The 23,439-nt window shown below is 59.3% G+C and carries 23 protein-coding genes, 1 tRNA gene and 3 pseudogenes; 18 read left to right on the top strand and 9 right to left on the bottom strand.

The features are described 5' to 3' along the window. Positions 1-104 precede the first annotated feature (104 nt). Positions 105-296 (top strand): annotated as a pseudogene (locus tag NA645_RS19340) (transposase); the annotation flags it as partial. A 164-nt stretch (positions 297-460) separates the two neighbouring features. Here the strand turns inward: NA645_RS19340 and NA645_RS19335 are convergent. Next, a pseudogene (locus NA645_RS19335) lies at positions 461-1,198 on the bottom strand (Mks condensin complex protein MksB); the annotation flags it as partial. Positions 1,199-1,386: 188 nt separating this feature from the next. On the opposite strand from NA645_RS19335, the gene NA645_RS19330 reads away from it, so the two are divergent. From NA645_RS19330 to rimI, 3 genes are read left to right on the top strand one after another with little or no spacing between them, the layout of a single operon-like run. Next, positions 1,387-2,934 (top strand): 2-isopropylmalate synthase, encoded by a 1,548-nt coding sequence (locus tag NA645_RS19330; RefSeq protein ID WP_256050294.1) that lies wholly within the window; start codon positions 1,387-1,389, stop codon positions 2,932-2,934. Continuing rightward, positions 2,931-3,758 (top strand): energy transducer TonB, encoded by an 828-nt coding sequence (locus NA645_RS19325; RefSeq protein ID WP_256050293.1) that lies wholly within the window; start codon positions 2,931-2,933, stop codon positions 3,756-3,758. The genes NA645_RS19330 and NA645_RS19325 overlap by 4 nt, the downstream gene beginning before the upstream one ends. 23 nt (positions 3,759-3,781) lie before the next feature. Then, complete coding sequence (rimI, locus tag NA645_RS19320; RefSeq protein ID WP_256050292.1) at positions 3,782-4,234, top strand: ribosomal protein S18-alanine N-acetyltransferase; 453 nt, start codon at positions 3,782-3,784, stop codon at positions 4,232-4,234. 105 nt (positions 4,235-4,339) lie between these two features. Here the strand turns inward: rimI and NA645_RS19315 are convergent, their stop codons facing one another. Continuing rightward, complete coding sequence (locus NA645_RS19315) at positions 4,340-4,882, bottom strand: hypothetical protein (RefSeq protein ID WP_256050291.1); 543 nt, start codon at positions 4,880-4,882, stop codon at positions 4,340-4,342. 184 nt (positions 4,883-5,066) lie between these two features. Between NA645_RS19315 and otsB the strand changes: the two genes are divergently transcribed. The 4 genes from otsB (at position 5,067) to NA645_RS19295 (ending at position 8,905) form a co-directional block, all read left to right on the top strand. Next, the gene (gene otsB, locus NA645_RS19310; RefSeq protein ID WP_256050290.1) at positions 5,067-5,843 is read left to right on the top strand and encodes a trehalose-phosphatase; all 777 of its coding nucleotides are present in this window, start codon (positions 5,067-5,069) and stop codon (positions 5,841-5,843) included. Between the two features lie 13 nt (positions 5,844-5,856). Beyond that, the gene (gene otsA, locus NA645_RS19305) at positions 5,857-7,266 is read left to right on the top strand and encodes an alpha,alpha-trehalose-phosphate synthase (UDP-forming) (RefSeq protein ID WP_256050289.1); all 1,410 of its coding nucleotides are present in this window, start codon (positions 5,857-5,859) and stop codon (positions 7,264-7,266) included. A gap of 80 nt (positions 7,267-7,346) precedes the next feature. Further along, positions 7,347-7,994, top strand: a complete 648-nt coding sequence (gene can, locus NA645_RS19300) for a carbonate dehydratase (RefSeq protein ID WP_256050288.1) — start codon at positions 7,347-7,349, stop codon at positions 7,992-7,994. Continuing rightward, a complete protein-coding gene (locus tag NA645_RS19295; RefSeq protein ID WP_256050287.1) occupies positions 7,994-8,905 on the top strand; it encodes a DMT family transporter in 912 nt (303 codons plus the stop codon). Before can ends, NA645_RS19295 begins: the two co-directional genes overlap by 1 nt. 257 nt (positions 8,906-9,162) lie before the next feature. Here NA645_RS19295 and NA645_RS19290 read toward each other — a convergent pair whose 3' ends face one another. Next, positions 9,163-9,465 carry a putative quinol monooxygenase gene (locus NA645_RS19290; RefSeq protein WP_256050286.1) on the bottom strand — a complete coding sequence of 101 codons (303 nt, stop codon included), beginning with the start codon at positions 9,463-9,465 and terminating at the stop codon, positions 9,163-9,165. Positions 9,466-9,523: 58 nt separating this feature from the next. Here NA645_RS19290 and NA645_RS19285 point away from each other — a divergent pair, with 58 nt between their 5' ends. The 6 genes from NA645_RS19285 (at position 9,524) to NA645_RS20200 (ending at position 12,679) form a co-directional block, all read left to right on the top strand. Beyond that, positions 9,524-9,928 carry a VOC family protein gene (locus NA645_RS19285; protein WP_256050285.1) on the top strand — a complete coding sequence of 135 codons (405 nt, stop codon included), beginning with the start codon at positions 9,524-9,526 and terminating at the stop codon, positions 9,926-9,928. Between the two features lie 160 nt (positions 9,929-10,088). Further along, positions 10,089-10,472: a hypothetical protein gene (locus NA645_RS19280; protein ID WP_256050284.1), complete on the top strand. Its 384-nt coding sequence runs from the start codon at positions 10,089-10,091 to the stop codon at positions 10,470-10,472. 484 nt (positions 10,473-10,956) lie between these two features. Continuing rightward, positions 10,957-11,088 carry a hypothetical protein gene (locus NA645_RS19275; RefSeq protein WP_256050283.1) on the top strand — a complete coding sequence of 44 codons (132 nt, stop codon included), beginning with the start codon at positions 10,957-10,959 and terminating at the stop codon, positions 11,086-11,088. Next, positions 11,081-12,295: a hypothetical protein gene (locus NA645_RS19270; RefSeq protein ID WP_256050282.1), complete on the top strand. Its 1,215-nt coding sequence runs from the start codon at positions 11,081-11,083 to the stop codon at positions 12,293-12,295. Before NA645_RS19275 ends, NA645_RS19270 begins: the two co-directional genes overlap by 8 nt. A gap of 75 nt (positions 12,296-12,370) precedes the next feature. Then, entirely contained in the window at positions 12,371-12,574 is a 204-nt protein-coding gene (locus NA645_RS19265; RefSeq protein WP_336605281.1) for a hypothetical protein, read from the top strand. Positions 12,575-12,577: 3 nt separating this feature from the next. Beyond that, entirely contained in the window at positions 12,578-12,679 is a 102-nt protein-coding gene (locus NA645_RS20200; RefSeq protein WP_423836587.1) for a hypothetical protein, read from the top strand. Between the two features lie 47 nt (positions 12,680-12,726). Here NA645_RS20200 and NA645_RS19260 read toward each other — a convergent pair. Next, positions 12,727-12,813: pseudogene (locus tag NA645_RS19260) on the bottom strand (integrase); the annotation flags it as partial. Positions 12,814-13,084: 271 nt separating this feature from the next. On the opposite strand from NA645_RS19260, the gene NA645_RS19255 reads away from it, so the two are divergent. Further along, entirely contained in the window at positions 13,085-16,849 is a 3,765-nt protein-coding gene (locus tag NA645_RS19255) for a hypothetical protein (RefSeq protein ID WP_256050281.1), read from the top strand. Between the two features lie 471 nt (positions 16,850-17,320). Here NA645_RS19255 and NA645_RS19250 read toward each other — a convergent pair whose 3' ends face one another. The 4 genes from NA645_RS19250 to NA645_RS19235 all read right to left on the bottom strand — a co-directional run bounded on the left by NA645_RS19250 (position 17,321) and on the right by NA645_RS19235 (position 19,868). After that, positions 17,321-17,545 carry a hypothetical protein gene (locus NA645_RS19250; RefSeq protein WP_256050280.1) on the bottom strand — a complete coding sequence of 75 codons (225 nt, stop codon included), beginning with the start codon at positions 17,543-17,545 and terminating at the stop codon, positions 17,321-17,323. Positions 17,546-17,621: 76 nt separating this feature from the next. Then, positions 17,622-17,698 (bottom strand) — tRNA-Met (locus NA645_RS19245). Between the two features lie 139 nt (positions 17,699-17,837). Beyond that, positions 17,838-18,638 carry a 2,5-didehydrogluconate reductase DkgB gene (dkgB, locus tag NA645_RS19240; RefSeq protein WP_256050279.1) on the bottom strand — a complete coding sequence of 267 codons (801 nt, stop codon included), beginning with the start codon at positions 18,636-18,638 and terminating at the stop codon, positions 17,838-17,840. 21 nt (positions 18,639-18,659) lie between these two features. Further along, complete coding sequence (locus NA645_RS19235; RefSeq protein WP_256050278.1) at positions 18,660-19,868, bottom strand: MFS transporter; 1,209 nt, start codon at positions 19,866-19,868, stop codon at positions 18,660-18,662. Positions 19,869-19,969: 101 nt separating this feature from the next. On the opposite strand from NA645_RS19235, the gene NA645_RS19230 reads away from it, so the two are divergent. From NA645_RS19230 to NA645_RS19220, 3 genes are all read left to right on the top strand, one after another. After that, positions 19,970-20,878 carry a LysR substrate-binding domain-containing protein gene (locus NA645_RS19230; RefSeq protein WP_256050277.1) on the top strand — a complete coding sequence of 303 codons (909 nt, stop codon included), beginning with the start codon at positions 19,970-19,972 and terminating at the stop codon, positions 20,876-20,878. A gap of 64 nt (positions 20,879-20,942) precedes the next feature. Then, on the top strand, positions 20,943-21,137 hold the full coding sequence (locus NA645_RS19225; protein ID WP_256050276.1) for a hypothetical protein: 195 nt from the start codon (positions 20,943-20,945) through the stop codon (positions 21,135-21,137). Positions 21,138-21,401: 264 nt separating this feature from the next. Beyond that, complete coding sequence (locus NA645_RS19220) at positions 21,402-22,520, top strand: metallophosphoesterase (protein WP_256050275.1); 1,119 nt, start codon at positions 21,402-21,404, stop codon at positions 22,518-22,520. Positions 22,521-22,529: 9 nt separating this feature from the next. On the opposite strand, the gene NA645_RS19215 is transcribed toward NA645_RS19220, so the two are convergent. After that, positions 22,530-23,228 (bottom strand): DNA-3-methyladenine glycosylase, encoded by a 699-nt coding sequence (locus NA645_RS19215; RefSeq protein ID WP_256050274.1) that lies wholly within the window; start codon positions 23,226-23,228, stop codon positions 22,530-22,532. Positions 23,229-23,439 lie beyond the last annotated feature (211 nt).

Below are 23,439 nucleotides of genomic sequence, written 5' to 3'. Positions count from 1 at the left end.
ACTATGCAGGTGAACGAGCCCCTTGAAAAACAGGACACCGTTTCCCCCTTACCATAAGGGATAGGCAAACGACTGTGTTTATGACTACCAGCAAAGAGCAGACCATCGAAGTGCTCGGCCAGGAGCGGCGTCGCCGCTGGGGCATCGAGGAAAAACTGGTCATGGTGCGCGAGAGCTTGGAGCCCGGGCAAAGCGTCTCGGTGATGGCCACGCGCAACGGCATCAACCCCAGCCAGCTATCCCATTGGCGCAAGCTGTATCAGGGCGGCAGCCTAACGGCGGTCAGCTCTGGTGAGGCGACTGACGGCTCGAATCAGACAAATCCCGGAAGTATAGGAAGCTCGACGGCAGTGTGTGCTCAACGATGCAGCGCTGGCGGAGCGGATAAAGGCTTCGATCTGCGACTTACCCAGCTATGGTTACCTTGCGGATGGCCGACAGACCTGCGCGGCACCTGGATCACGGCATTGTGTCGACGCGCCTCCTCACGCAAAGGCACAACAGCTCGTGAGCATGACGCAGGGTCAGCTGGGCAGTGCTCTGCACCTGAGGATGCGCGCATGAGCGTAACGGCAGGCACCAACTAACCGAGTCGCTGCCGCTCGCTGAGCAGCTTTATCAGCACTTACTCGACGTGGCACACGCCTGCCCGAAAGCGCTATCTAGCGCGGCCAGTTGAATCATCGGCTCGACGTATTCATCCTAGATCGCCGGCACATCGGCATAGTGTGAAGCAGCGAAATCTGCCGGTCGCTGGGGCCACGCTGATCAGCGCTGCTTGTCGTTGATGAGTTTCTCAGCACGTCGTGCACGCGCATGCGAGCAGGCTCAGCTGGCAGGCGGGGCCTGACCATCGCGGACTTCGACGGCGTCCTGAGGATGCCCTGCCAGGCGTGCGAGGTCGCAAGTAGGCTTCGGTTTCCAAGCACAGGCCGAGCCGATGTTCGTGGCGCAGATAAGATAGGAAGCCGTGGATCTACGCGTTCAGTTCGAAGCGATTCGGGCTTTTCGCCACCGGGACGAGGATGTCCAGACGAATCCATTGATCGAGCAGGGCGGTGATGTCGGTAGGCGTGCCTTCCGGCAGTTGCGCGGCCAACTGATGTCGCAGTTCGATCAGGCTCAGCGTGCCGGCATCGAAGCGCTCGCACAGGGGCTCAAGCAACGTCCCACGCAGTACGCGCTTGGGTTCGATCATCTGAATCGGCTCTGTCGGCTGCAAAAAATAGTCGGCAACTGTACTGCCTGGGCCGGTGCAAATCAGCCCAAACCGATTGTTGGAGTCGCGCAATGAGCCGCTCGGCCTTCCCGCGTTGTGGGTTTCCGGCCACAATTCACACTTGAGGCGCCGCCTGAGTCCGCACGGCTGGCCAAGAGGAGTTCGATATGAGCAGCAACGACCGCGTCATCATCTTCGACACCACCCTGCGAGACGGCGAACAGAGCCCCGGCGCTTCCATGACCGGTGAAGAAAAACTGCGCATCGCCAAGGCTCTCGAGCGGCTGAAGGTCGATGTGATCGAAGCCGGCTTCGCCATTGCTAGCCCGGGAGATTTCGCCGCGGTCAAAGCGGTAGCCGACCACATCAAGGACAGCACCGTGTGCAGCCTGGCCCGCGCCGTCGATGCAGACATCGAGCGCGCGGCCGAAGCGCTGGCTGGCGCTAGCTCCGGACGGATTCATACTTTCATCGCCACCAGCCCGATCCACATGCAATACAAGCTGCGCATGCAGCCGGATCAGGTCATCGAGCAGGCCGTACGCGCCGTGACCAAAGCACGTAACCTCTGCGCCGATGTGGAGTTTTCTTGCGAGGACGCCGGACGTTCGGAAATCGATTTCCTCTGCCGCATCATCGAAGCGGCGATCAATGCCGGTGCACGGACCATCAATATTCCGGACACCGTCGGCTACGCCATTCCGCATCAATACGCCGATACCATCCGCCAACTGCTCGAGCGCATCCCCAACGCCGACAAGGCCGTGTTTTCCGTGCATTGTCACAATGACCTCGGCCTGGCCGTCGCCAACTCGCTGGCAGCCGTCGTAGCGGGCGCGCGCCAGGTCGAATGCACTATTAATGGCCTCGGCGAACGCGCCGGCAACGCCGCGCTGGAAGAAGTTGTGATGGCGATCAAGACCCGCCAGGACTTGCTCAGCGTGCACACCCGCATCGAGACCGAACATATCCTCAGCGCCTCGCGCTTGGTCTCCGGTATCACCGGCTTTCCGGTGCAGCCAAACAAAGCCATCGTCGGCGCCAATGCATTCGCCCACGAGTCGGGCATTCATCAGGACGGCGTGCTCAAGCACCGCGAAACCTACGAGATCATGTCCGCGCAATCGGTAGGATGGAATGCCAACAAGATGGTCATGGGCAAGCACTCTGGGCGTGCGGCTTTCCGCTCACGGCTGGATGAATTGGGCATCGTCCTGTCCGGCGAAGGCGAGCTGAATGCTGCGTTTGCGCGCTTTAAGGAGTTGGCGGACAAGAAGCACGAAATCTTCGACGAAGACTTGCAGGCGCTGGTCTCCGACACCCTGGCCGAAGACGTCCAGGAGCATTTCAAGCTGGTGACGCTGGAAGTAGCGAGCAAGACAGGCGAGATCCCCGATGCCAAGCTGGTGATCAGCGTAAACGGCAGCGAACAGAGCGCCGCAGGCCAAGGTTCCGGTCCGGTGGACGCGACCTTCAAGGCCATCGAATCGGTGGCCAATTCCGGCGCCACGTTGCAGCTGTATTCGGTCAACGCCATCACCAAAGGCACCGATTCGCAGGGTGAGGTTACCGTGCGTCTGGAGAAGGGTGGGCGCATCGTCAATGGCAACGGCGCCGACACCGATATCGTCGTGGCCTCCGCCAAGGCTTACCTGAATGCCTTGAACCTGATGCAGGTGGGCGCGAAGGCCCATCCGCAGGTGGCCGGGGTTTGATCGCCGAAGATCGGCGTCGGGCCTTTCTCGACGCCATGCAGATCACCACTTGGCTGCCACGGACCGAGCTGCCTTTCGCCGCGCCTTCGCGCCCGGAGCTGCTGCAGTTCGTCGAGCCTGAACCCGAGCCTGCGCCAGCTATCGAGCTCGAACGGCCAACCCCGAAGCCGACCCCTTCGGCGCTCCGGCCGGTAACCGCTACACCCGCTGTCACGGCGAGCCCGGCGGCCGACGCGGTGAGGGCCGCCATGCCACGGATCGCCGTGCCCGAACCGAAAAAGCCGGTCGCGAAAATCAGTGAGGCGCAGGCGGCCGCGGTCGAGCAGAAAGCCGTCGTGCCGCCGCCGCGTTTTGCCTTGCAGCTGCTGCGTGCCGGCAACGTGCTGCTGTTGGTGGAGCTGCCGACAGGCGAATCCTTCCAGAGCCGTGACCCGGCTTACATCCTGCTCAAGGATTTGCTGCGCGCCGCCTGGTTGCCGGACAAGCCCCAGCAGGTCGGCGACGGCGAGCCGATTCGCTGGCCGCTGTTGCATCGCGGCAGCCTTGATCAGGGGATCGAAGCTGCACGCGATTACGTGCAGGGCGTGGTCGCCGCTGAACTGGAGGGAATGGGTTGTGCCTGCCTCTGGCTGATCGGCTCGCCAGCCCTTCGTTTCGCTGGCGAAGTCGAGGCGGATGCCTGCTATCGCGAGCTCACCATAGAAGGTTTGGGACTCGCGCTGACCATGCCAGGGCTCGAACAATTGATGGAGCAGCCTGAAAGCAAGGCGCAGCTGTGGAAGGCCATGCGTCGTAGCATGCCGCGTTGGGTAACCGGTTTATGAGTGGCTCCCTTGAGTAGTGTTGAATGAGTGATGCAGTCAGCTTCCGCCCGATGACCGTGGCGGATATCGAAACCGTCTTGAAAATCGAATACGCCGCTTTCAGCCATCCCTGGACCCGAGGCATCTTCACCGATGCGCTGACGGCTTACGAGTGCTGGGTCATGTTCGAAGGTGACCAGCAGGTCGGGCACGGTGTGATCAACGTCATCCTCGACGAGGCGCACCTGTTGAACATTACCGTCAAACCGCAGAGCCAGGGCCGTGGCCTTGGTTTGCGTCTGCTCGAGCACCTGATGCAGCGGGCTCACGAGCGTGGCGGGCGAGAATGCTTTCTGGAGGTGCGCGCCAGCAATGCACCGGCTTACCGACTGTACGAACGCTATGGCTTTAACGAAGTGGGGCGCCGCCGGGGCTATTACCCGTCCGCTGACGGACGCGAAGATGCCTTGGTGATGGCCTGCACCCTGATCGACTGAACAGCGAAAGGGCATGCACGAAAAGGCCGGGCTCGAATGAGTCCGGCCTTTTCGTTTTGCTCGACAAACCTTTCTGCCTGAGCCCGATGAGGTCCCCTGACGAGATTACCGCCCCGGCGCTTTGTCCCGCCCCGAATCCAGCGGGGCGTCGCCGCCCAGTTCGTTGTCATCCATCACATCGTCGTTCTCGTGCAGTACGGCGTCGCCACCACCGAGGCCAGTATCCGGATCGCCATCGGCAGGACCATCCCAGGCCTTGCCATCCAACGGGTCATAACGGGCCTCTTCGGCCTCGTCCAGATCCATGCCGGCGCCGATGCGGTGCTCGGAAACTTCACTCAGTTCCTGATCGGCTGGGCCGCCATGGCCGCGCTCGTGGGGCGATCGTGCACCGTCTTCCTTGATCAGTGTTTCCGGTGCCAGGTCATCCATGGTTGCGCCGTCATCCGGCACTTCGCCGGCAGACATGCCGGCTTCGGCTACACGCTCCGGCGGAAACTCATCCTCAATCTCTTGCGCAGGGGCCTCGTCACCGATACGGCCCTTGCGCTCGTCCCGACGCTGGTCGAAATCGAGCTGCTCAATCGAACCCATGCGGTCTTCGGTATCGTCGATTTCAGTGGGTGTGTAGGGCTTGCGATCATTCATGACAACCTCCTGCGAAAGTGCGGTCTTGCAGATTGTGACCCGGTGTCGGGGTGAAGATTCAGGCTGGCCGCTGGCCGGCTCGGGCTTTATGAACCAAGCTGCAAGAGTCTTTCGCGTAACGCTTCCGGGGCTGTCGCGTTGCAAGCCGCGCGAACCACTGACGAGGATCAAGAGTCTCAGAAGCATGAACGAATCCCATGATCTATCCGGGCTGGACGTCCGCCACTGCGCTTTTTTCTTCGATGTCGATGGCACGCTGGCTGAGATACAGCCTCGTCCCGAACTCGTTTTCATCCCGCCTGGCTCGTTGACGGCGCTCGAACATCTGCATGTCAGCGAGATCCCCATAGCCGTTATTTCGGGACGCCCGCTCAGCCAGCTCGACGATCTGCTTGCGCCACTGCGCCTGCCAGCTGCCGGCGTGCACGGCGCCGAAAGACGCACCGCCGAAGGCCAATTGCGGAATCTGGCGCTGGACAACGTTCTGTTCGACCGCATCCACCAAGAGCTGGCCCGAGCGTGCGCCGAGCTTCCCGGCCTATCGCTGGAAAACAAGGATGTCGCCTTCGCGCTGCATTTCCGGCTGGCTCCAGAGCTGGAAGAGGCCGCTCGTGCTCTGGCTGAAGACTTCATTGGTCGCTACGGCGACGTGCTGGCCCTGCAACCAGGCAAATGCGTGTTCGAACTCAAACCGCGTGGCGCCAGCAAGGGCGAGGTGATTCGCACCTTCATGCAGGAAGCGCCTTTCAAGGGGCGAACGCCTGTCTTCATCGGTGACGATCTCACCGACGAGGCGGGCTTCAAGGCTGTCAATGAGTTGGGCGGGTTGAGCGTCAAGGTCGGCACCGGCGCGACCGAAGCCACGCAGCGTCTGGATTCGGTAGAAGCCGTCGGCGCCTGGCTCGAAAGCCTACTTAGCGCCCTGTCCGAACAGCCGGTAAATCCAATAAAACCAGACTGAAGCGAGAACCATCATGAGCCGACTAGTAGTGGTTTCCAACCGCGTAGCGCCTATCAAGGCGGGGAAGGTCGCTGCTGGCGGACTTGCAGTGGGCGTCTATGACGCGTTGCGCCAGGCCGGAGGCATCTGGTTTGGCTGGAGCGGTGAGGTAAGCAGCTCCCCGCAAACCAATAGCGAGACCATCGGTAACATCACCTACGTGACCCTCGGGCTGACCAAGCAAGACTACGATCAGTATTACCGCGGCTTTTCTAACGCCACGCTTTGGCCGATCTTCCATTACCGCATCGACCTGGCTCGCTACAACCGTCAGGAATACGATGGTTACAGACGGGTCAACGCCATGCTGGCGGAGAAACTCAAGCCGCTGCTCAAACCCGACGACATTATCTGGATCCATGACTACCACCTGATTCCCTTCGCCGAATGCTGCCGCCAGTTGGGCATTCGTAACCGCATCGGCTTTTTTCTGCATATCCCGTTTCCGCCGCCGGAAATTCTCACTGTTATCCCGCCGCACAATGAGTTGCTGAAGACGCTCTGCTTCTACGACCTCATCGGGTTTCAGACCGAAACCGATCGTCTCGCCTTTCAGGACTACATGACCCGTGAAGTGCGCGGCATTCTGGAGTCCGATGGCAGCCTGACCGCTTACGGCCAGAACTTCCGTGCCGGGGTCTATCCGATCGGGGTGGTCCCGGATGAAATCCACGACCTCGCCGAGTCTTACAAAGGTCGACGCAAGCCGATGCGGCGCACCACGGACATCGCCCGCAAGAAAATCATCAGCGTCGACCGCCTCGACTACTCAAAAGGTCTGTTGGAGCGTTTCAAGGCCTACGAGGCGTTTCTCGAACGTTACCCAGAGCACCGCCGCTCGGTCGAGTTCATCCAGATTGCGCCCACTTCCCGTTCCGATGTGAAGACCTACCAGCACATTCGTCAGCAACTTGAAAGCGCGGCGGGGCACATCAACGGTTGGCTATCGGATCTGGACTGGACACCGCTGCACTACCTCAACAAGAGCCATGATCGGCGCGTGCTGATGGGCCTGTTCCGTAACGCCGACATTGGTTTCGTTACGCCGCTGCGCGACGGCATGAACCTCGTCGCCAAAGAATACGTCGCCTCGCAAGACCCTGAAGACCCCGGCGTGCTCGTGCTGTCGCGCTTTGCCGGCGCCGCTCGCGAGTTGACCTCGGCGCTTATCGTCAATCCCTACGACTGCATCGGCATGGCCGAAGCGCTGGATCGAGCCCTGCGCATGTCGCTCTCAGAACGCAAGGATCGTTACGAGCACATGATGCGCGCCATTCGCGCCGCCGATCTCAATGCCTGGCGTGACAACTTTTTACGCGACCTGCGCGCCTTTTCGTCCCGACCGCGAGCCGAAGTCCCTTCCAATCCGCTCTTCACTGTCTAGCCTGTGACGTCCCGGCCTGCATGCTTGTCAAAACGTGGTCCGGTTCGTAACGTGCGTATCGGAGCACAAAGGGACAATCGATGAGCAACGATCTTCAACAGTTATTCGAAAACAATGCGCGTTGGGCTGAAGCCATCAACGAGGAAGACCCGACGTTTTTCGCCAAACTGGCCAAGCAGCAGACGCCGGAATATCTCTGGATCGGCTGCTCGGATGCCCGCGTGCCGGCCAACGAGATCGTCGGCATGCTGCCGGGCGATCTGTTCGTTCACCGCAACGTCGCCAATGTCGTGTTGCATACCGACCTCAACTGCCTGTCCGTCATTCAGTACGCCGTCGACGTACTCAAGGTGAAGCACATTCTGGTCACCGGCCATTACGGCTGTGGTGGCGTTCGCGCTTCCATGCGTGACGACCAGCTGGGTCTGATCGATGGCTGGCTACGCACCATCCGCGACCTCTATTACGAGCACCGTGACCATATCTCCACCTTTGCGACAGAAGAGGAGCAGGTGGACCGCATGTGCGAGCTCAACGTCATTCAGCAGGTCGCCAACGTCAGCCACACCAGCATCGTCCAGAACGCTTGGCATCGCGGCCAGGCACTGTCCGTGCACGGCTGCATCTACGGGATCAAGGACGGCATCTGGAAGGACCTCAACGTCACCATCAGCGGCCCCGAGCAAGTGCCACCGCAATACCGTCTGCGCCCGCAACGGTCAGTCTGATGGCGAGTCGCCAAGGATGGGCCTTCGCTGGTCTGCTGCTCGCTGTGCTTTGCTGGAGCGGTAATGCGCTGGTCGCACGGGCCTTCCACGACGCAATCCCTCCGTTGACTTTGTCTTTCTGGCGTTGGGTTCTGGCGACCTGTCTGCTGCTCCCTTTCGTCGCGCGATCGATCTGGGCTCACCGCACAGTGCTACGCGCGGCAAGCTGGCGTCTGCCGGTCATCGCTGCGCTGGGCATCAGCAGCTATAACTCGCTGCTGTACACGGCAGCGCAAAGCACCGAAGCCATCAACCTCACATTGGTGAATACCTGCCTGCCGCTTTTCACCTTCATCGGTGGTGGACTGCTGCTGAATGAATGGCCGGCGCGGCGCGCTTGGTTCGGTATGGCCATTGCGGCTGGAGGGCTGGTTTATCTCATCAGCCGGGGCAGCTGGGAGGTGTTCAGTGGGCTGTCGTTTCAGGCAGGTGACCTGATTATGCTGGTGGCGGTACTGGTTTGGGCGCTATACACCCTGCTGTTGCGGCGCTGGTCAGGCTTTCTCCAGCTTCCGCCGTTGACGTTGCTCGGCGTACTAATGCTGTTCGGCGTGCCGATGATCCTGCCGTTCTACCTGTTCGAACTGGCCCAAGTGGGTGGCTTCACGCCCACCCCAACCAACCTCGCCGCAATCGGCTACACCGCCATCTTCGCCTCGCTGGTGGCTTATCTATCCTGGAACCACGGCGTCAAAACCGTTGGCGCGGCGAAGGCCGCCATGACGACCTACCTGATGCCGGTTTTCACCGCGATTCTCGCCTGGCTGGTGCTGGGGGAAGGGGTGCAGCTGTTCCATCTGGTTGGTGGTGGGCTGATCTTTGCCGGCCTGCTGTTGGCGACCCAGACCACCATGCGCAAGGCGGCTCGCTGACGTCGAGCCCAGATAGCTTCAAATAGCCCTGCTTCGGCGCAATGCTGTTCGTTCGTAAGTTCGCCTCGAGGTCGGACCTCTCACGTTAAACGGCAGGTGCACACCAGCTCCTGTGGGAGGCGCAACCTCGCGGCGAATACAGGCCGCAGGCCTGTCCGAAACGCAGCGTGCCTAGAGTCGATAGTGTTCAAGTGAACAGCATTCACGCTCTTCGGCGGGGCTTGTCGTCGTCCGGCTATTTTCTATCGCCGTGTCCTTCAGCGTTTGCTGTTACCGCAAACCATCTGGCCCTTCATGGCCTCTTGCTTGACGATGAATTCGCCTACCAGCGGGCGACTCTGCAGATAGTGCTCAGTGGTCTTGTGGTAAGTGAAGGCCGATTCGTCGCGGTATAGCTCATAGAGATACACCAGATCAGGGTCATTCAGATCCTGCACGACATCGAACACAAGGCAATCCGGCTCGTTCTGCACCGAAGCGGCGGCGTTGACGCGCATGGCCTCCATGAACTGAGCGAACGAGCCAGGCTTGAGCTGCGTTTTCAAAATGAGACAGTACATAAGCATCCTGTTTTGTTTTATGGTTACGGCCTGATTGTATACAAAGAAGGATCAAGCCATGCCAACCCGTCCCGGTCGCCTGAATGGCCTGCGTCACCTGGCGCTGACCGCCCCGAATCTTGAAGAGTGCGAACGTTTCTATGTCGATGTGCTGGGCATGGAAGTGCTCAACCGAGCCAGCAAGGACCTCGTCTACCTGACCTGCGGCAACGACAACCTCTCCCTGGGCCGCGCACGGGAAAAAAGCAGCGGCGTCCAGGCGATGGATCACTACGGCTTTATTGTCGATAGCCTGGACGAGCTACATGCCTGGTATGAATACCTGAAAGGCCAAGGCGTAACGTTGCTGGATCGCCCTTTTGCCCACAGCGACGGCGCATATAGCTTTCATATGCTCGACCCTGCTGGGAACACGGTTCAGCCGCTTTATCATCCGGCAGTATCGGGGCAGCGGTTGCGTTGATGTAAACGCAGCGCGAGGTCGTGGCGAAGCTTGCTGATAGCACACGCCTCCGAATAATTAGGGACATGACCGTTCCCCTATCTAGCGGCAGCCATATGAAAAACAGTGCCGGTCAAGCAGTACTGACATAGTGGCAGTTGCAACAGACGAAAGCAGGCCTATGTCGAAGTCCGCTTTTGCCGATGACCATGACCGGCAGCTTTCGGCCAAAAGCAGCCTGAAGCCATGGCTAGCTCGGACGCTGGCTCATCAAGATTTACACGAAACCATCTTGAACTCCCTGATGCAGGCCCAGCTAAAGATAGCGGCTTGCCTGCATGTCCCTCCACGCTTTCAATTGCGAAATGCATTGCAGAAACTGATTAAGGCTGAAGCAGACTTAGCCAAATCAGAAGCAAATTTAGCTGCCGTAACCGCTGACCTAGCTGAGGCAAGAGATCGTCTACGTAAAAATCTGCGCGATAGCTGGAATTCCGGGGAAAGCCTGACCGAGTTGAGAACAATCCTAACAAGGACAACGCGCATTCTTAACAACTGGGACTAAGGACACCTAGTATGTCCATGGCGGTACGGGTATCGCCACAATGTTCAGTTTGCCGAGTCAGCACAGGGGCAGCTCCGGAAATTAACCTCAGCCCCCTATCTGAGATTTAGTGTACGAATCGGTACATCCACTATGACCATTAACGACACTAGGACTGCTTCGTAGTATGGGCTCACGGGATGCATCCAGGCCGTCTGAATGCCCCGAACACAGGTCCGAAATCATGTTGCCAGCTATCTTTCTTCCCCAAATTCTGATTGTCGCCGCTGAAATTGTAGCCACCGTAGCCGTAAGCACCCTTGCTGCCCGAGCTGCATCAGATGTCTACGACTCCGTAGTCAATAACTCCACTCCTGCACAGGCCCAGAGCGGTCAGGAGGATGTATGAGTCTCCTTGGCTGCTTGTGCATAAAGCTACCCACTTCACCAAAAGGGCATACGGCTGGGTTTGTTCCGTATGGCCAGTCGAAGCGAGATGGCTCTCATGACCACCGATACAATCGAGGTGGTGACCGAACTCCTGCTCAGAAGAGCGGCGATTCAAAGCGAACGAAGTGACCACTTGATCATGGAGAGCGATGCCGCTGCGGCGGCACGCGACGAAAAGAATGGCTAGAACATCACCTGACAAAGCAGCTGCAATTGACCTGCTAGACCGGCTCTACTTCAATCAGCTGCAGGTTCACATCGTTATGCGAAACCGCGAGCCGTATGCCTTTATGGCGCTACGCCGGCTCACACTCAAAGTTCAGGCAAGTGTGCAACAGAAAGGCTTACAGGGTGCTCGTGCTGCGAATGTGAAGCACTGGGTGTATTGCATACTGGAAATCTTTCTGTCCGACCACATCGACATGTTCAAGGCGCATTACGAAGCCCTGCCAGCGTCCGAAAAAAACGATGGGTTGGATCTGGAAACCATTACGCGCTTCTTGGAACACAGCCGCAATTTTTTTGCAGCAATGGGGATCGCCGTTTGCCACAAGACCGGTACCCAAGGAGACGGTCACATAGCGTCGGATATCGCTTTTTCAATTCTCGATGAGCTGCGAACGGAGCCGGCATGCATCAGGTACAGGCTTAGTGAACGAGCGCTGGCCATGGAGTTCGCAGACGCGCCGCTGGAGCTCTACTCCTGGCTATCAAAACTGGAAATTGTCCCGTCTGCAAAATTCAGCGGAAGGCGTGAGGTATTTACACATCAAGAAGTTGTCCTGAGAGCTGCGTCGATCGCGTCCTTCGAATCTATGCGTACTTACGTTGCGAGCCAGGTTAACGCAGAAGACGACCTTGGGGTGACAAGTCATTTATTAGGCACATTGGGAAAGTACGTCCGGCGCGATCTAAAGGAACACGTTCTCGACGCGGCCCAAGCGGTGCAGCGAAGGAGGATGTCACCATCGAAATCACATACATTCCAAGCAATCCCCTCCGACCTGAATGATCCGGAATTGGTAAAGATATTCTTTGCACGCTGCAAAGCCCTGGCCCCGTACATGCGCGCATGCCTCAGTAAGCAATCCACAGCGCTTACTGATATTGCGGCGGCAATGGTTGCGATTAGGAAGAGAACGGCTTCGCCACTTAAGGCTTTGTATGTCGAAGAAGGACACAGCGATTCGATAGCCCATGACGTTGTTTCTATCATGTTGGAAGGTGGCTTCAAGCTCAACGCTCGTACGGTACACCGACATTACGTAGAGGCTTTGCCTGCACACATTCAAAGCGCGGAGCGATATCACAGCTTTCTTTGCTCTGCTGGATACGTCCTGGCTGCGCACTACGATGATCAATTCCATTACATGCAAGTTACATACGAGCGGTGAAGCGCGTCTTTGTCGTCCGGAGGTCTCGTTACAGTTCTGGCAACACAAAGACCATGATCTGTATCGAGACCCGACATGACCGCCGAACGTAAATCTGCAGCTCTTGCCGCTGCACTGAGTGAAATCGAGCTTAGAGCAAATGCTCGCACTGAGACTCTGTCTCATGAAGGCAGAGCAATTCGGAACGAGGTATTTCCGTCAGGTAGCCTGGCCTTGGACATTGACCTAGGTTTTGGTGGTTTTCCGGCTGGTCACTTTGTTGAAAATTGCCGGCTCTGAGAGCTGCGCAAAACCACGATCTGTCTTGAGACGATCGCCAGAGCGCAGGCGAACGGCGGCACATGTGCCTTTTTAGATGCCGAGCATGCTCTTGTCGCAGCTTAGCTGTTCGGTGCTACCGTCTCAAACTTGGCCAATAGTCCCGTCGATGTCATATCTCTAAGTCGGAGCGGGGTTTTCTGCCCGACCAGTTTTCCTTTGTTCCAGGGCTGACGGCTGCAGGTAGCGATGGCGTTCATGGCAAGTCCTCCACGTGTGGGAGGACAAGGATGGCCAGCCAGAGCAGTGGTCGCTAACCGGCCAGAAGTGGCCAGTCTGCCCGATAAATACATACGTCCTCTTTTCCACCTATTCCATTGGAGACTTGTCTGCCGAGGCATGGCACAAGCCGCTGTCTGTAGCCATGCTGAGTGCCTAGCAGTTTCATTCTGGCGTGCGTTAGAGTCGCTTCTGCAAGGGGGGCATGCCGTCTCGGCCACCACCGCTGCGCCATGTGAAAGGAGAAAAACATTGAAGTGGATCAGTGCGCTTGAACTAGGGCAGTGGGCCGACACCCTCCAAGGCAGGGATAAAGTTCCCGAACTGGTGGCTGACCTCATCTGGGCCACCGCCTCCCGGGTGCGCCGGCTTCGTTTTTTGCACGGAGACATGGGGCAAGTTCGAGGCTTCGATGGCTATCTCGACGTCGATGCAACATCCCCGTTCGTGCCCGACGGAAAGTCGATTTGGGAGTTCGGAACCAACGGTGCCGGCAAAACCAAGGCCGAAGGTGACTACAGCAAGCGCACCAAAGAGGTCACTGCTGACGATCGTGCTGAGTGCACCTTAGTCATCGTTTCGCCCAGGACATGGGACACGCCACAGGTAAAAGTTGAGGACTGGCTTGATGAAAAAAACGAGCTAGGTGAGTGGAAGCGTGTCGTCTATCTTGATGGCCCGTTGCTGGAGGATTGGCTTGCGCAAAACCCGGCAGTCGCCTCGCGTTGGGCACGGCATGCATTCAGACGCGCCCCCCAACACGGAGTGCTCAGCACGGATGAGTTCTGGGAGTCCTTTTCCCGTCGCTTCGAACCTGCACTAGTCGAAGATGTTCTGCTCGCCGGGCGCGAATCCCAGGCAGAAGACTTGCTGCGAAACCTGGCCCAAGGAAGTGGGCGACTGGCGTTTGCCGCAGACACTACAGATGAGGTCATCGCCTTTGCGGTAGCAGCTATCCGCAAAGCACCCGAGCCGGTGCGCAAGTCGCTGGAAGCACGTACATTGATCGTTGAGACGGAGGAAGCCGCTCGACACCTAGTTAACACGAGCAACCTTATCTACTTGCCCAGACTGGCCGCGCGCAGCTGTGTTGGAATCCTGAAGACTTCGGGGCCAACAGTGATAAGCGCCGGAGCAGAGGACAAGAAGAGTGATCATGTAGAACTGGCACGTCCCACCAGTACTCAGCTTGGCAAAGCGTTCACCGGCATGGGCATGTCTGAAAGCGAAGGGTATAACGCTGCGCGTACCTGTGGTCGCAGTCTGGCGGTCTTGGCTCGACAGAAGCCAAGTGGTACCGCTGAATTGCCCACGTGGGTCGGCGATGCTGACGCACTGATACCGGCCATGCTGGCAGGAGCGTGGGTCTGCGATGTTGAACATGATCAAGAAGTCCTCAGCTCGCTCAGCCAGAAACCTTATGACGAAACCGAGGACGAACTGCTCAGATTCCTAGCCATGCAGGATTCGCCCATCGAGCGCATTGAGAATTTGTGGGCCACCAAAGCTCCAGTCGATGCGTTTCTACACCTTGCCCATCGGGTTGGGCGCCGGCACCTGGAACAGTTTAAAGCGGCTCTGATCGCCGTTTTCCAGAGTGCTGCGGCGTCGCACAAACCACCCACTGCAGACGAACCCTTCCTGCTACGCAGCAAACGCGACCAGGATACTTCTCATAGCGAACAGCTCAGAAACGGCCTGATGACTACACTGCTTCACATGGCCGTGCTGCATAGACATGCGGGGTTCACAGTTGCCGGAGGTAATCCGCAAGCCTTTGTAGACGACTTGGTCAGATCCATTCCTGGGCTATCGAGCGACTCCACGTTGATGGCCAGTCTGAGCCAGAATCTCGTGCTACTTGCAGAGGCATCTCCAGGCCCTTTTCTTGAGGCCCTCGAGCGCCAGCTTGAGGGCGCCTCGCCGAGCATCTTGCCCATTTTCGACGAGCATCCTGGAATGCTCACGCCAGTCACATACCACTGCGGAATGTTGTGGGCGCTGGAAGTGATCGCTTGGGATGCGAACTACTTTGAACGGGCAGTGCTGTGCCTGGCCAAGCTTGCGTCGATCGACCCGGGCGGCAAGTTAATCAACCGTCCCATCAACAGCCTGCGCGCTATCTTCCTCTCTTGGGTGCCGAGCACTTCTGTGAGGACGAAGCGTCGGTTGGCCGTTCTGCAATCTACCGTGAACACTGTCCCGAGCATTGCTTGGCCGCTCCTCGTCAGCTTGCTTCCCAGTTCAGGGGATACCAGCTCGCCAACCGAAAAGCCGAAATTTCGGGAGTATGGGCAGGATCACGGTGAAACCCTGACTTATGGTTTGGTCTGGGAGAGCGAGGCCAAGATCATCGCGCTAGCGATCGAAGCTGCAGGCTCGCTGCCAGAGCGCTGGATCACTTTGATTGAATCATTGCATAGCTTCCAGCAAGATCCATTCGAGTCCGCTGTCGAGCGGCTCGGCGAGGTGTTGAGCGTCGCCGACGTGGATAACCGAACGCAAATCTGGAAGGCCTTGAACGTGCAGGTCAAGCATCACCAGAAGTATCCGAGCGCAAATTGGGCGATGTCGGCGGAGCGGATTGAACGCTTGATGCCGCTGATCGACCAGTACGCACCCGAAGCGCTGGTAGAAAAGCATACTTGGTTGTTTGATGACTGGACGCCACCTGTGGACGGCATTGATGACGAAGGTGCCGATTTTGTCCAGCTCGTTGAAAATGCCCGCTTGCAGGCCATGACGGCGGTGCATGAGATGCTAGGCGTTCAGGGCGTCCTGCAGCTGGCGGGCCGCGCTAAGATTTCGCACTTCGTGATTTACTCCGCGTTGCGTCTTGAGCTGTCCTACGACGAGCGCCTTGCGTTGTTCACAGGCCTGCTTGCGAGTGCTGTGCAGGAGCGTGAGCTCGCAGCTGGAGCAGTTATGGCGGACGGGATCGTACGCTTCGAGGATAGGTGGAAAGAGGAGGTGCGTTCGGCGCTTCTGGGCAGTGGCCTGCCTTCTGACTGTGTAGCGAGGGTGATCGAGCGTATCCCAGAGGATAGGCAGACATGGCTGTACGTCGAATCTTTCGGCGATGAGATAGCGCGAGCTTATTGGACTGAAAAATCACCATACCCCCTCGAAGTAAGCACCGACGAGCTGCTTTATGCAGTGGGAAAATACCGAGAGATCGGACGTCCTGTCGCCGCCTTGAGCGCCGTATCCCGTAGAATCGGTGAGATTCCGACAGAGGAAGTCGTGTCGCTGTTGATGGAAGGCGTTGCAGAGCAAAACGCCAAGACTGGTGCTCGGCTGGCCACAGGTTTCTTTGACATTGAAAAGGTCATCAGGGAGTTGGCCGAGCGACCGGACATGACGCTGGAACAAATGGCGAGCTTGGAGTTTGCCTACCTACCTATGCTGCGCCATGACCCTAAAGCTTTGCATCGAATGCTGCTTGAGCAGCCGAGCTTCTTCCTGCAGATGGTATGTCTGGTTTTCAGGGCTAAGGGGGCAGAGCCGGTGGAAGCCTCTGCATTGCAGAAGAGCCGTGCCACTACTGCGTATCAATTGCTGAAAAGCTTGAAGTCCCTGCCAGGTCAGACGGATCGAGAGGTTAATCAGGATGCCTTGCTGGCGTGGTGCCTCGAGCTCCGATGCCTGGCAGCGGAACAGAATCGTCAGGACATTACCGATCAGCTGATCGGCCAAGTACTGGCGCATGCGCCAATGAGCCCTACGGATGGAGCCTGGCCACACGAAGCCGTTCGGCATGTCATCGAGACGATCGCTTCTTCGCATGTAGAACTTGGGATTCGAATCGAAAGGGTCAACATGCGAGGCGTGTTCTGCAAAGCGTTCGGAGAGGGTGGTGACCAGGAGCGGAGCTTGGCTCAACAAGCACAAGAATGGGCGCAGGCGTCGTTGGACTTCGTACGTACCCACGCAATGCTCGAGCTTATTGCGCAATCGTGGCTGGAAGATGCTGAACGTGCAGACACGATGGCCGCGCAGGAAGCGCTGCGTCATTGATCCGCGGTATGCGCGTTGCCAAGATGGTCAGGAGCCAGTTATTTGTTCCTGATCAATCCCAGTCGGGGCGGATTGCCTCATCGGTTATCACTTGCTGCAGGATATAGCACGACAGTACGCCTGTTACCGCTCAGCCAAACAACGGTTTCGACCAGATTATCTTGAAGGAACGTCGCTTGTTGAGCAGTGATCACTTGCCAAGGGGTTGAGCAGATGATCACTGCTGCTGTGTCGCTGCTCATTGGGAAAAACAGTCAGGTGACCGCTTTTGGCCGATAGCTGCCTTTCGCGTCAATCAGCAAGAGCAGCCGCTGTCGGAATGTCTAGCGGAGAGGAGGTAGCCCAGAAATGTCAGTCACTGCCTGCTCAAGCAGGGGCTGGCCAGTTATTCGTTAAGCCGAAACGGGAACAGGTTTGGTTTTTCGCCCTGTTTTAATCTTTCTCAGATGCAGCGCAGAAACCACATCATCCCTATTGCTTCCCCGCCCAGGGCATGACGATCTGCAAATCCCCAACAAGCAGCTGCGCCGCAACCATCCAAACCACCGCGCCAATCAACCCCAACGATAGATGCCCAACCACGATGCCGATCGCGATCTGTTTCCAGAGCCCGGCATGCTGATTGGATTGAGTCGCTGAGGAGGTGCGATAGGGCGTTTCGCGCTCAGCGCGGATGTTGTCGAAGTCGTCTCTCATGGTGCGCTCTCGGTGATGCTGGGCTAAACGGCGGGCACAAAAAAAGGGTTCAGCTTTCGCTGAACCCTTTTGAATTTGGTGGCTACGCAGGGACTTGAACCCCGGACCCCAGCATTATGAATGCTATGCTCTAACCAACTGAGCTACGTAGCCAAGTGGCGCGCATTATTCTCGTCGCGCCTGTGGCTGTCAACCCTCCTTCCGTGATTTTTCGTCCGTCTATCAAATGCTTATGCCGCGCCGCCGGTGGGCGCTTGAAGCCCGCGCGGTGGCGCGTCTGTTTGTGTGCCGATCAATCCCACATTGGCGCGAAGCCGGGGTTGGCCAGGCGCTCGTTGCGATCCAGCGTGGCGATCTGCTGCATCTCTTCATCAGTCAAGCGCAGCTCCTGAGCAGCCAGATTGGCGGCGAGGTTTTCGCGTTTGGTGGAGGAGGGGATGACGGCGAAGCCCTGTTGCAGCAGCCAGGCGAGGGCGACTTGCGCGGGGCTGGCGTTGTGGCTTTCGCCGATGCGTTGCAGCACCTCGTCCTGCATCACCTTGCCGTAGGCCAGCGGCATATAGGCGGTGATGTGGATGCCATGGCTGCGGGCAAAGTCGATCACCTTGCGGTTCTGCAGGAAGGGATGCACCTCGACCTGGTTGGTGGCGATGTTCTCGGCGCCAATGGCATCGATGGCTTGCTGCATATGGGCAATGGTGAAGTTGGAGATGCCGATGGCGCGGGTCAGGCCGCGCTCTTTGGCTTCCATCATGCAGGCCAGGTAGTCGGCGACTGCTTGTTCGTCGTTCGGTGATGGCCAGTGCACCAGGGTGAGGTCGACCTGCTGCAGGCGCAGCTTGGTCAGGCTTTCCTCAAGGCTGGGAATCAGCCGGTCAGCACCAAGGTTGCTGGTCCAGACCTTGGTGGTCACGAACAGCTCTTCGCGAGGCACATCGCTCTCGGCAATGGCCTGGCCGACTTCCGCTTCGTTCTCGTAGATCTGCGCGGTGTCGACGTGGCGATAGCCGAGCTCAAGGCCCATCTTCACCGAGTCGATGGCTTGCTGGCCCTTGAGGCGGAAGGTGCCGAGGCCGAAAGCGGGGATGCTCATGGGGGTCTCCTGTGTGATTGATCAATGCGAGGCGGCGAGGGCCGACTCTTGCGTGTCGTTGCCGGAGCTTGTGTCCAAGCTATCCAGCCGGCCGCTCCAATACGTGAGGGCCAGGGCGATCAGCACGACCAGCGCGCCGATCCAGGCGGTATGGATCAGACCCATGGATGCGACGATGTGTCCCCCGAGCCATGCGCCACCGGCGATGCCAAGGTTGAATGCGGCGATGTTCAGGCCGGAGGCGACGTCCACGGCGCTCGGCGTGTAGTGCTCGGCCTGACGTACCACGTAGACCTGCAGGCCGGGCACGTTGCCGAACGCTACCGCACCCCAGAGCAGAACCGTCGCCAGTGCCAGCCAAGGGTTGGCCGCGGTAAAGGTGAGCGTGAAGAGCACGGCGGCCAGCAGCGTGAAGATCAGCTTGAGCGCACTGATCGGCCCGCGCCGGTCGGCCAGCTTGCCGCCCCATATATTGCCCACCGCGACCGACACGCCATACACCAGCAGCACCAGGCTCACCGCGCCTGCGCCGAAGCCGCTGATCTCTTGCAGGATGGGCGCAAGAAAGGTGAAGGCGATGAAGGTGCCGCCATAGCCGACGGCAGTCATCGCATAGACCAACAGCAGGCGGGGCTGTTTCAGTACGGCCAGCTGCTCGCCGAGAGACGCGGGTTTGCTGTGCTGGATGTCGCGCGGCACGAACAGCAGGCTGCCGATAAAGGCGAACACGCCGAGCAGGGATACCGCGAGAAAGGTTTCCCGCCAGCCGAACTGCTGGCCAATGAAGGTGCCCAGTGGCACGCCCGTGACCAGCGCGACGGTAAGCCCGGTGAACATGATGGCAATGGCGCTGGCGGCCTTTTCCTTCGAGACCAGGCTGGTGGCGATGGTCGAGCCGATGGAAAAGAACACGCCATGGGCGAGGCCGGTGACGATGCGCGCGAGAATCAACGACTCGTACCCCGGAGCTTGCCAGGCGAGCAGGTTGCCGGCGGTGAACAGCACCATCAGCGACAGCAGCAACAACTTGCGTGGCACCTTGCCGGTCAGCGCCGTGAGCAGCGGCGCGCCGACCGCGACGCCGAGGGCGTAGAGGCTTACCAGCAGCCCGGCCGAGGGCAGGCTGACGGCCAGGTCATTGGCGATGGTGGGGATGAGGCCGACGATGACGAACTCCGTCGTGCCGATGGCGAATGCGCTGAGGGTCAGCGCGAGCAAGGCGATGGGCATGGAATGAAACTCCGGTTGGTTTGCATGGCGCGCAGTGTCTACCGCAGACTCATGCGGAAAAACCGGGTCTCAGGCCAAACATAATTGACTGTGAGTCACTAATGAAAACGACGCTCGACGAGTTGCAGGCCTTCACTGCGGTGATCGACACCGGCTCCATCTCCAGCGCTGCGGTGCAATTGGGGCAGACCGCCTCGGGCGTCAGTCGGGCCCTTAGCCGGCTCGAAGCCAAGCTCGCCACCACGCTGTTGCGCCGCACGACCCGGCGCCTGGAGCTGACGGAGGAGGGCGCGGCCTTTCTGATTCAGGCGCGACGGATTCTTGAGGCGGTGGAGGAAGCCGAGGAACAGATGTCGCGTCGGTTGCAGCATCCGGCCGGGCGCCTGCGGATCAATGCATCAGCACCGTTCATGCTGCATGTGCTGGTGCCGCTTATTGGTGGGTTTCGCGAGCGCTACCCGGATATCGAGCTGGAACTGCACAGCAGCGACCAGATCATCGATCTGCTCGAGCACCGCACCGATCTGGCGCTGCGCCATGGGCCGCTGCGTGATTCCACCTTGCATGCGCGGCCGCTGGGGCGCAGTCGGCTGCGTGCAGTGGCCAGTCCCGAATACCTGGCGCGGCGTGGTACGCCGCAGCAGGTGGAAGACTTGGCGGCGCACAGCCTCATCGGTTTCACCCAACCGGAAAGCCTCAATCATTGGCCGCTGCGCCACCCGCTCGGCGAAACCTGGCCTATCGTGCCGAGCGTGTGGGCATCGAGCGGTGAAACGGTGAGACATCTGGCGCTGGCCGGGCAGGGCATCGCCTGCTTATCGGACTTCATGACTGCGCGGGACCGCGTCGAGGGCACCCTGGTCGAGGTGCTGGCTGAAGCGAACGTCCGCGTGCTGCAGCCGATCAATGCGGTGTACTACCGCAATACCGCGCTGGCCTCACGCATTACCTGCTTTCTCGATTATCTGAGTGAATGCCTGGCGGAGCAGGCGTGGACGCATCACGGATGACCGGTCCGAACGATGCGAGGGTGTGCCTGCCTAATGTCGCAGGCACACCTGCGAGGAGACTTTCATGCTCAGCACAGCCTTTCCAAGCGATCAGCCGCAGCCCCCTTGGCTGGCGGATGAATCACCTCTGAACGATCTCGATGACGCCGAGAGTGACACCGAGCTGGACGACGGCGACACGCTGCCGGACGAAGTGCTCGAACAGCTGGAGAAAGAGCCGCCGCCACCGGACCCGATGCCTGACCCTGGGGTGATGTAGCTGCGGTTGTTTACTGGCGATGCGCTCGACAGGCGGCTTGCGCATCGGTCTGATGCCTTACGACCGGTCGAATAAATTCGACCCTACGGACAGGGATGCAGGACCCGATGCGTTCGGTCCGGCTGCGTAGCGCCCATTTCCTGATGAATGCTGTCGGACGTGCCCATGTCCCGCGTGGGTACGCTACCTTTCGTGCACCGAAACGCAGCCAGCTCAGCACGCTGCGCATGCCAAACGTATCCATCCCTTCTGTAGAGACGAAGCATGAACAGGCGGTTGTTGATAGGAATATTGCTGATTGGCCTGCATGTGTTCGTTGGTGTCACGCTGATTCCAGATCTCCCGCTCGGGCCGCTCGGTAGCGCTCTCGCTTGGCTGTACCTCGCGCTTTCAGCCGTGCTGATGCGCTACGGCGTGCTGGTGCGAGGGGCTGGCAACCCGTTGCTGGCGTGGTCCGGACTGTTGGCGATGGGGATATTTTCCAGCCTGTCGATATTTTCACTGCTGCGTGCTTTCGTGTTGGCGCTGGGATCGCTGCTGGGCTGGGAATCGGCGGGCTTCGCGAGTGGCTCGGCGCTTGTCGTCATCGTTGCGGTGATGGCGGTGACGCTGTTCGGGGTGCTCAACGCCCGGCGGACGGCGCGGGTGGTCGAGCGCGACATCGCTTTGCGGAACCTGCCCGCCGCGCTGGAAGGTTTCAGCATCGTGCAGCTCAGCGACATCCATGTGGGGCCGACGATCAAGCAGGGCTATATCGATGCGATCGTGAAGCGAGTCAACGAGCTCTCGCCTGACCTCGTCGTCATCACTGGCGACTTGGTAGATGGCAGCGTTGCCGATCTGACCGGGGATATCGCGCCGCTGGCACAGCTAAGCGCTCGGCACGGTGTCTACGTGGTGACAGGTAACCACGAGTATTACTCCGGCGCGGACAGCTGGATCGCTGAATTCGAGCGGCTGGGCATGAAGGTGCTGCTCAACCGCCACGTCCAACTCGAACACAGTGGCGCTCGGTTAGTGCTGGCGGGTATCGCCGACTATTCGGCCGAACTGTTCAGACCCAGTCATCGCAGTGACCCGGTTGCGGCATTCGCTGGCGCACCGAATGATGTGCCGCGCATTCTGCTGGCGCATCAGCCGCGTTCGGCGAAGGCCGCGCTGGAGGTGGGTTGCGATCTGCAGCTGTCGGGTCATACGCACGGCGGGCAGTTCTGGCCCTGGATGCATTTCGTGCGCTGGCAGCAGCCGTGGGTGGCGGGGCTGCAGCGTGTCGGCGAGATGCAGATCTACATCAGCCGCGGCACCGGCTATTGGGGGCCGCCGCTGCGCTTCGGTGCCCCTTCGGAAATATCCCGGCTTCGTCTGGTGAAAGCCGGCGAGTGAGCTGTACTGCTAACTCGCCAGCAGTTCGCGGCGCAGCATGACGTAGTCCTGGCCTTCCAGTTGCCCACGGCGCAGCGGATTGCGCGTGCAGTGCGCGGCGAAGCCCGCATCGACGAAACGGTACGGTAAATGCTCGTCGCGGCCGGCCGGGATGCCCAGGCGCGTGGTCTGAACGATGTCGGGACGCGCGCCGATGTCGTCTACGCGCAGCCGAGCGGGGTCCATGCGCTGAGCGTTCCACTCCGTGACGGTCAATCCCAATGCTTTGCACAGCAGGGTCTGGCCGGAGCATAGGCGAGTCAATGGACGGGGACCGCCAGCCGCTGCGGGGCTGTTGTTGCGCATGCGGGCGATGGATTCTTCGCACGACAGCGAGTCGACCCAGGGGTAGCCGGCCTTGATGCACACTGCGTTGCCGTCACCCTGCACGCTGAAGTTCAGCGAATCCCCGCCACGCGAGTAATACAGATAGAGATGGCCGGCCGGCATGAACATCGCGCGCCGTGACGGGCTGTAGCCGAGCGAGGAGTGGCTGGCCTTTTCGTCGACGTAATAGGCTTCGGTCTCGATGATGCGAGCCGACAACCACAGTCCATCGACGCAATGGCGAATCACGGTTCCCAACAGATCCTGGGCGACTAGCTGCGCGTCTCGGTCGAAAAAAGCGTCGTCGAGAAACTGTGATGGCGGTTCGGTAAGGCTGTTCATCTGCGCTCCGGCTTCGGCAAGTCTGCCTGTTCCGACCGCATAAGCAGGGCGAATATTCCGCATTTGATGAATGGATTCCGTGCCGGTCGTCAGACAGATGTCCGGGGCAGAGCCATTTTTCGGTGTTTCAGAGCGGGTGGTTCGGCCCTCAGAATGCAAAAAAGCCCCGCGTTAGCGAGGCTTTCGGATAGTGCAATTAGCGAGTGCCAAT

Origin of the sequence: Stutzerimonas stutzeri, assembly GCF_024448955.1 — a bacterium.
Classification (GTDB): domain Bacteria; phylum Pseudomonadota; class Gammaproteobacteria; order Pseudomonadales; family Pseudomonadaceae; genus Stutzerimonas; species Stutzerimonas stutzeri_AQ.
The sequence above is the reverse complement of the archived record's forward strand: the minus strand, read 5'-3'. Positions and strand labels throughout refer to the sequence as shown.

Coding starts and splice junctions, on each gene's coding strand:
- NA645_RS19330 (WP_256050294.1), top strand. CDS start 1,387: ATGAGCAGCAACGACCGCGTCATCATCTTCGACACCACCCTGCGAGAC.
- rimI (WP_256050292.1), top strand. CDS start 3,782: ATGAGTGATGCAGTCAGCTTCCGCCCGATGACCGTGGCGGATATCGAA.
- NA645_RS19315 (WP_256050291.1), bottom strand. CDS start 4,882: ATGAATGATCGCAAGCCCTACACACCCACTGAAATCGACGATACCGAA.
- otsB (WP_256050290.1), top strand. CDS start 5,067: ATGAACGAATCCCATGATCTATCCGGGCTGGACGTCCGCCACTGCGCT.
- otsA (WP_256050289.1), top strand. CDS start 5,857: ATGAGCCGACTAGTAGTGGTTTCCAACCGCGTAGCGCCTATCAAGGCG.
- can (WP_256050288.1), top strand. CDS start 7,347: ATGAGCAACGATCTTCAACAGTTATTCGAAAACAATGCGCGTTGGGCT.
- NA645_RS19295 (WP_256050287.1), top strand. CDS start 7,994: ATGGCGAGTCGCCAAGGATGGGCCTTCGCTGGTCTGCTGCTCGCTGTG.
- NA645_RS19290 (WP_256050286.1), bottom strand. CDS start 9,465: ATGTACTGTCTCATTTTGAAAACGCAGCTCAAGCCTGGCTCGTTCGCT.
- NA645_RS19285 (WP_256050285.1), top strand. CDS start 9,524: ATGCCAACCCGTCCCGGTCGCCTGAATGGCCTGCGTCACCTGGCGCTG.
- NA645_RS19280 (WP_256050284.1), top strand. CDS start 10,089: ATGTCGAAGTCCGCTTTTGCCGATGACCATGACCGGCAGCTTTCGGCC.
- NA645_RS19275 (WP_256050283.1), top strand. CDS start 10,957: ATGACCACCGATACAATCGAGGTGGTGACCGAACTCCTGCTCAGAAGA.
- NA645_RS19270 (WP_256050282.1), top strand. CDS start 11,081: ATGGCTAGAACATCACCTGACAAAGCAGCTGCAATTGACCTGCTAGAC.
- NA645_RS19265 (WP_336605281.1), top strand. CDS start 12,371: ATGACCGCCGAACGTAAATCTGCAGCTCTTGCCGCTGCACTGAGTGAA.
- NA645_RS19250 (WP_256050280.1), bottom strand. CDS start 17,545: ATGAGAGACGACTTCGACAACATCCGCGCTGAGCGCGAAACGCCCTAT.
- dkgB (WP_256050279.1), bottom strand. CDS start 18,638: ATGAGCATCCCCGCTTTCGGCCTCGGCACCTTCCGCCTCAAGGGCCAG.
- NA645_RS19235 (WP_256050278.1), bottom strand. CDS start 19,868: ATGCCCATCGCCTTGCTCGCGCTGACCCTCAGCGCATTCGCCATCGGC.
- NA645_RS19230 (WP_256050277.1), top strand. CDS start 19,970: ATGAAAACGACGCTCGACGAGTTGCAGGCCTTCACTGCGGTGATCGAC.
- NA645_RS19225 (WP_256050276.1), top strand. CDS start 20,943: ATGCTCAGCACAGCCTTTCCAAGCGATCAGCCGCAGCCCCCTTGGCTG.
- NA645_RS19220 (WP_256050275.1), top strand. CDS start 21,402: ATGAACAGGCGGTTGTTGATAGGAATATTGCTGATTGGCCTGCATGTG.
- NA645_RS19215 (WP_256050274.1), bottom strand. CDS start 23,228: ATGAACAGCCTTACCGAACCGCCATCACAGTTTCTCGACGACGCTTTT.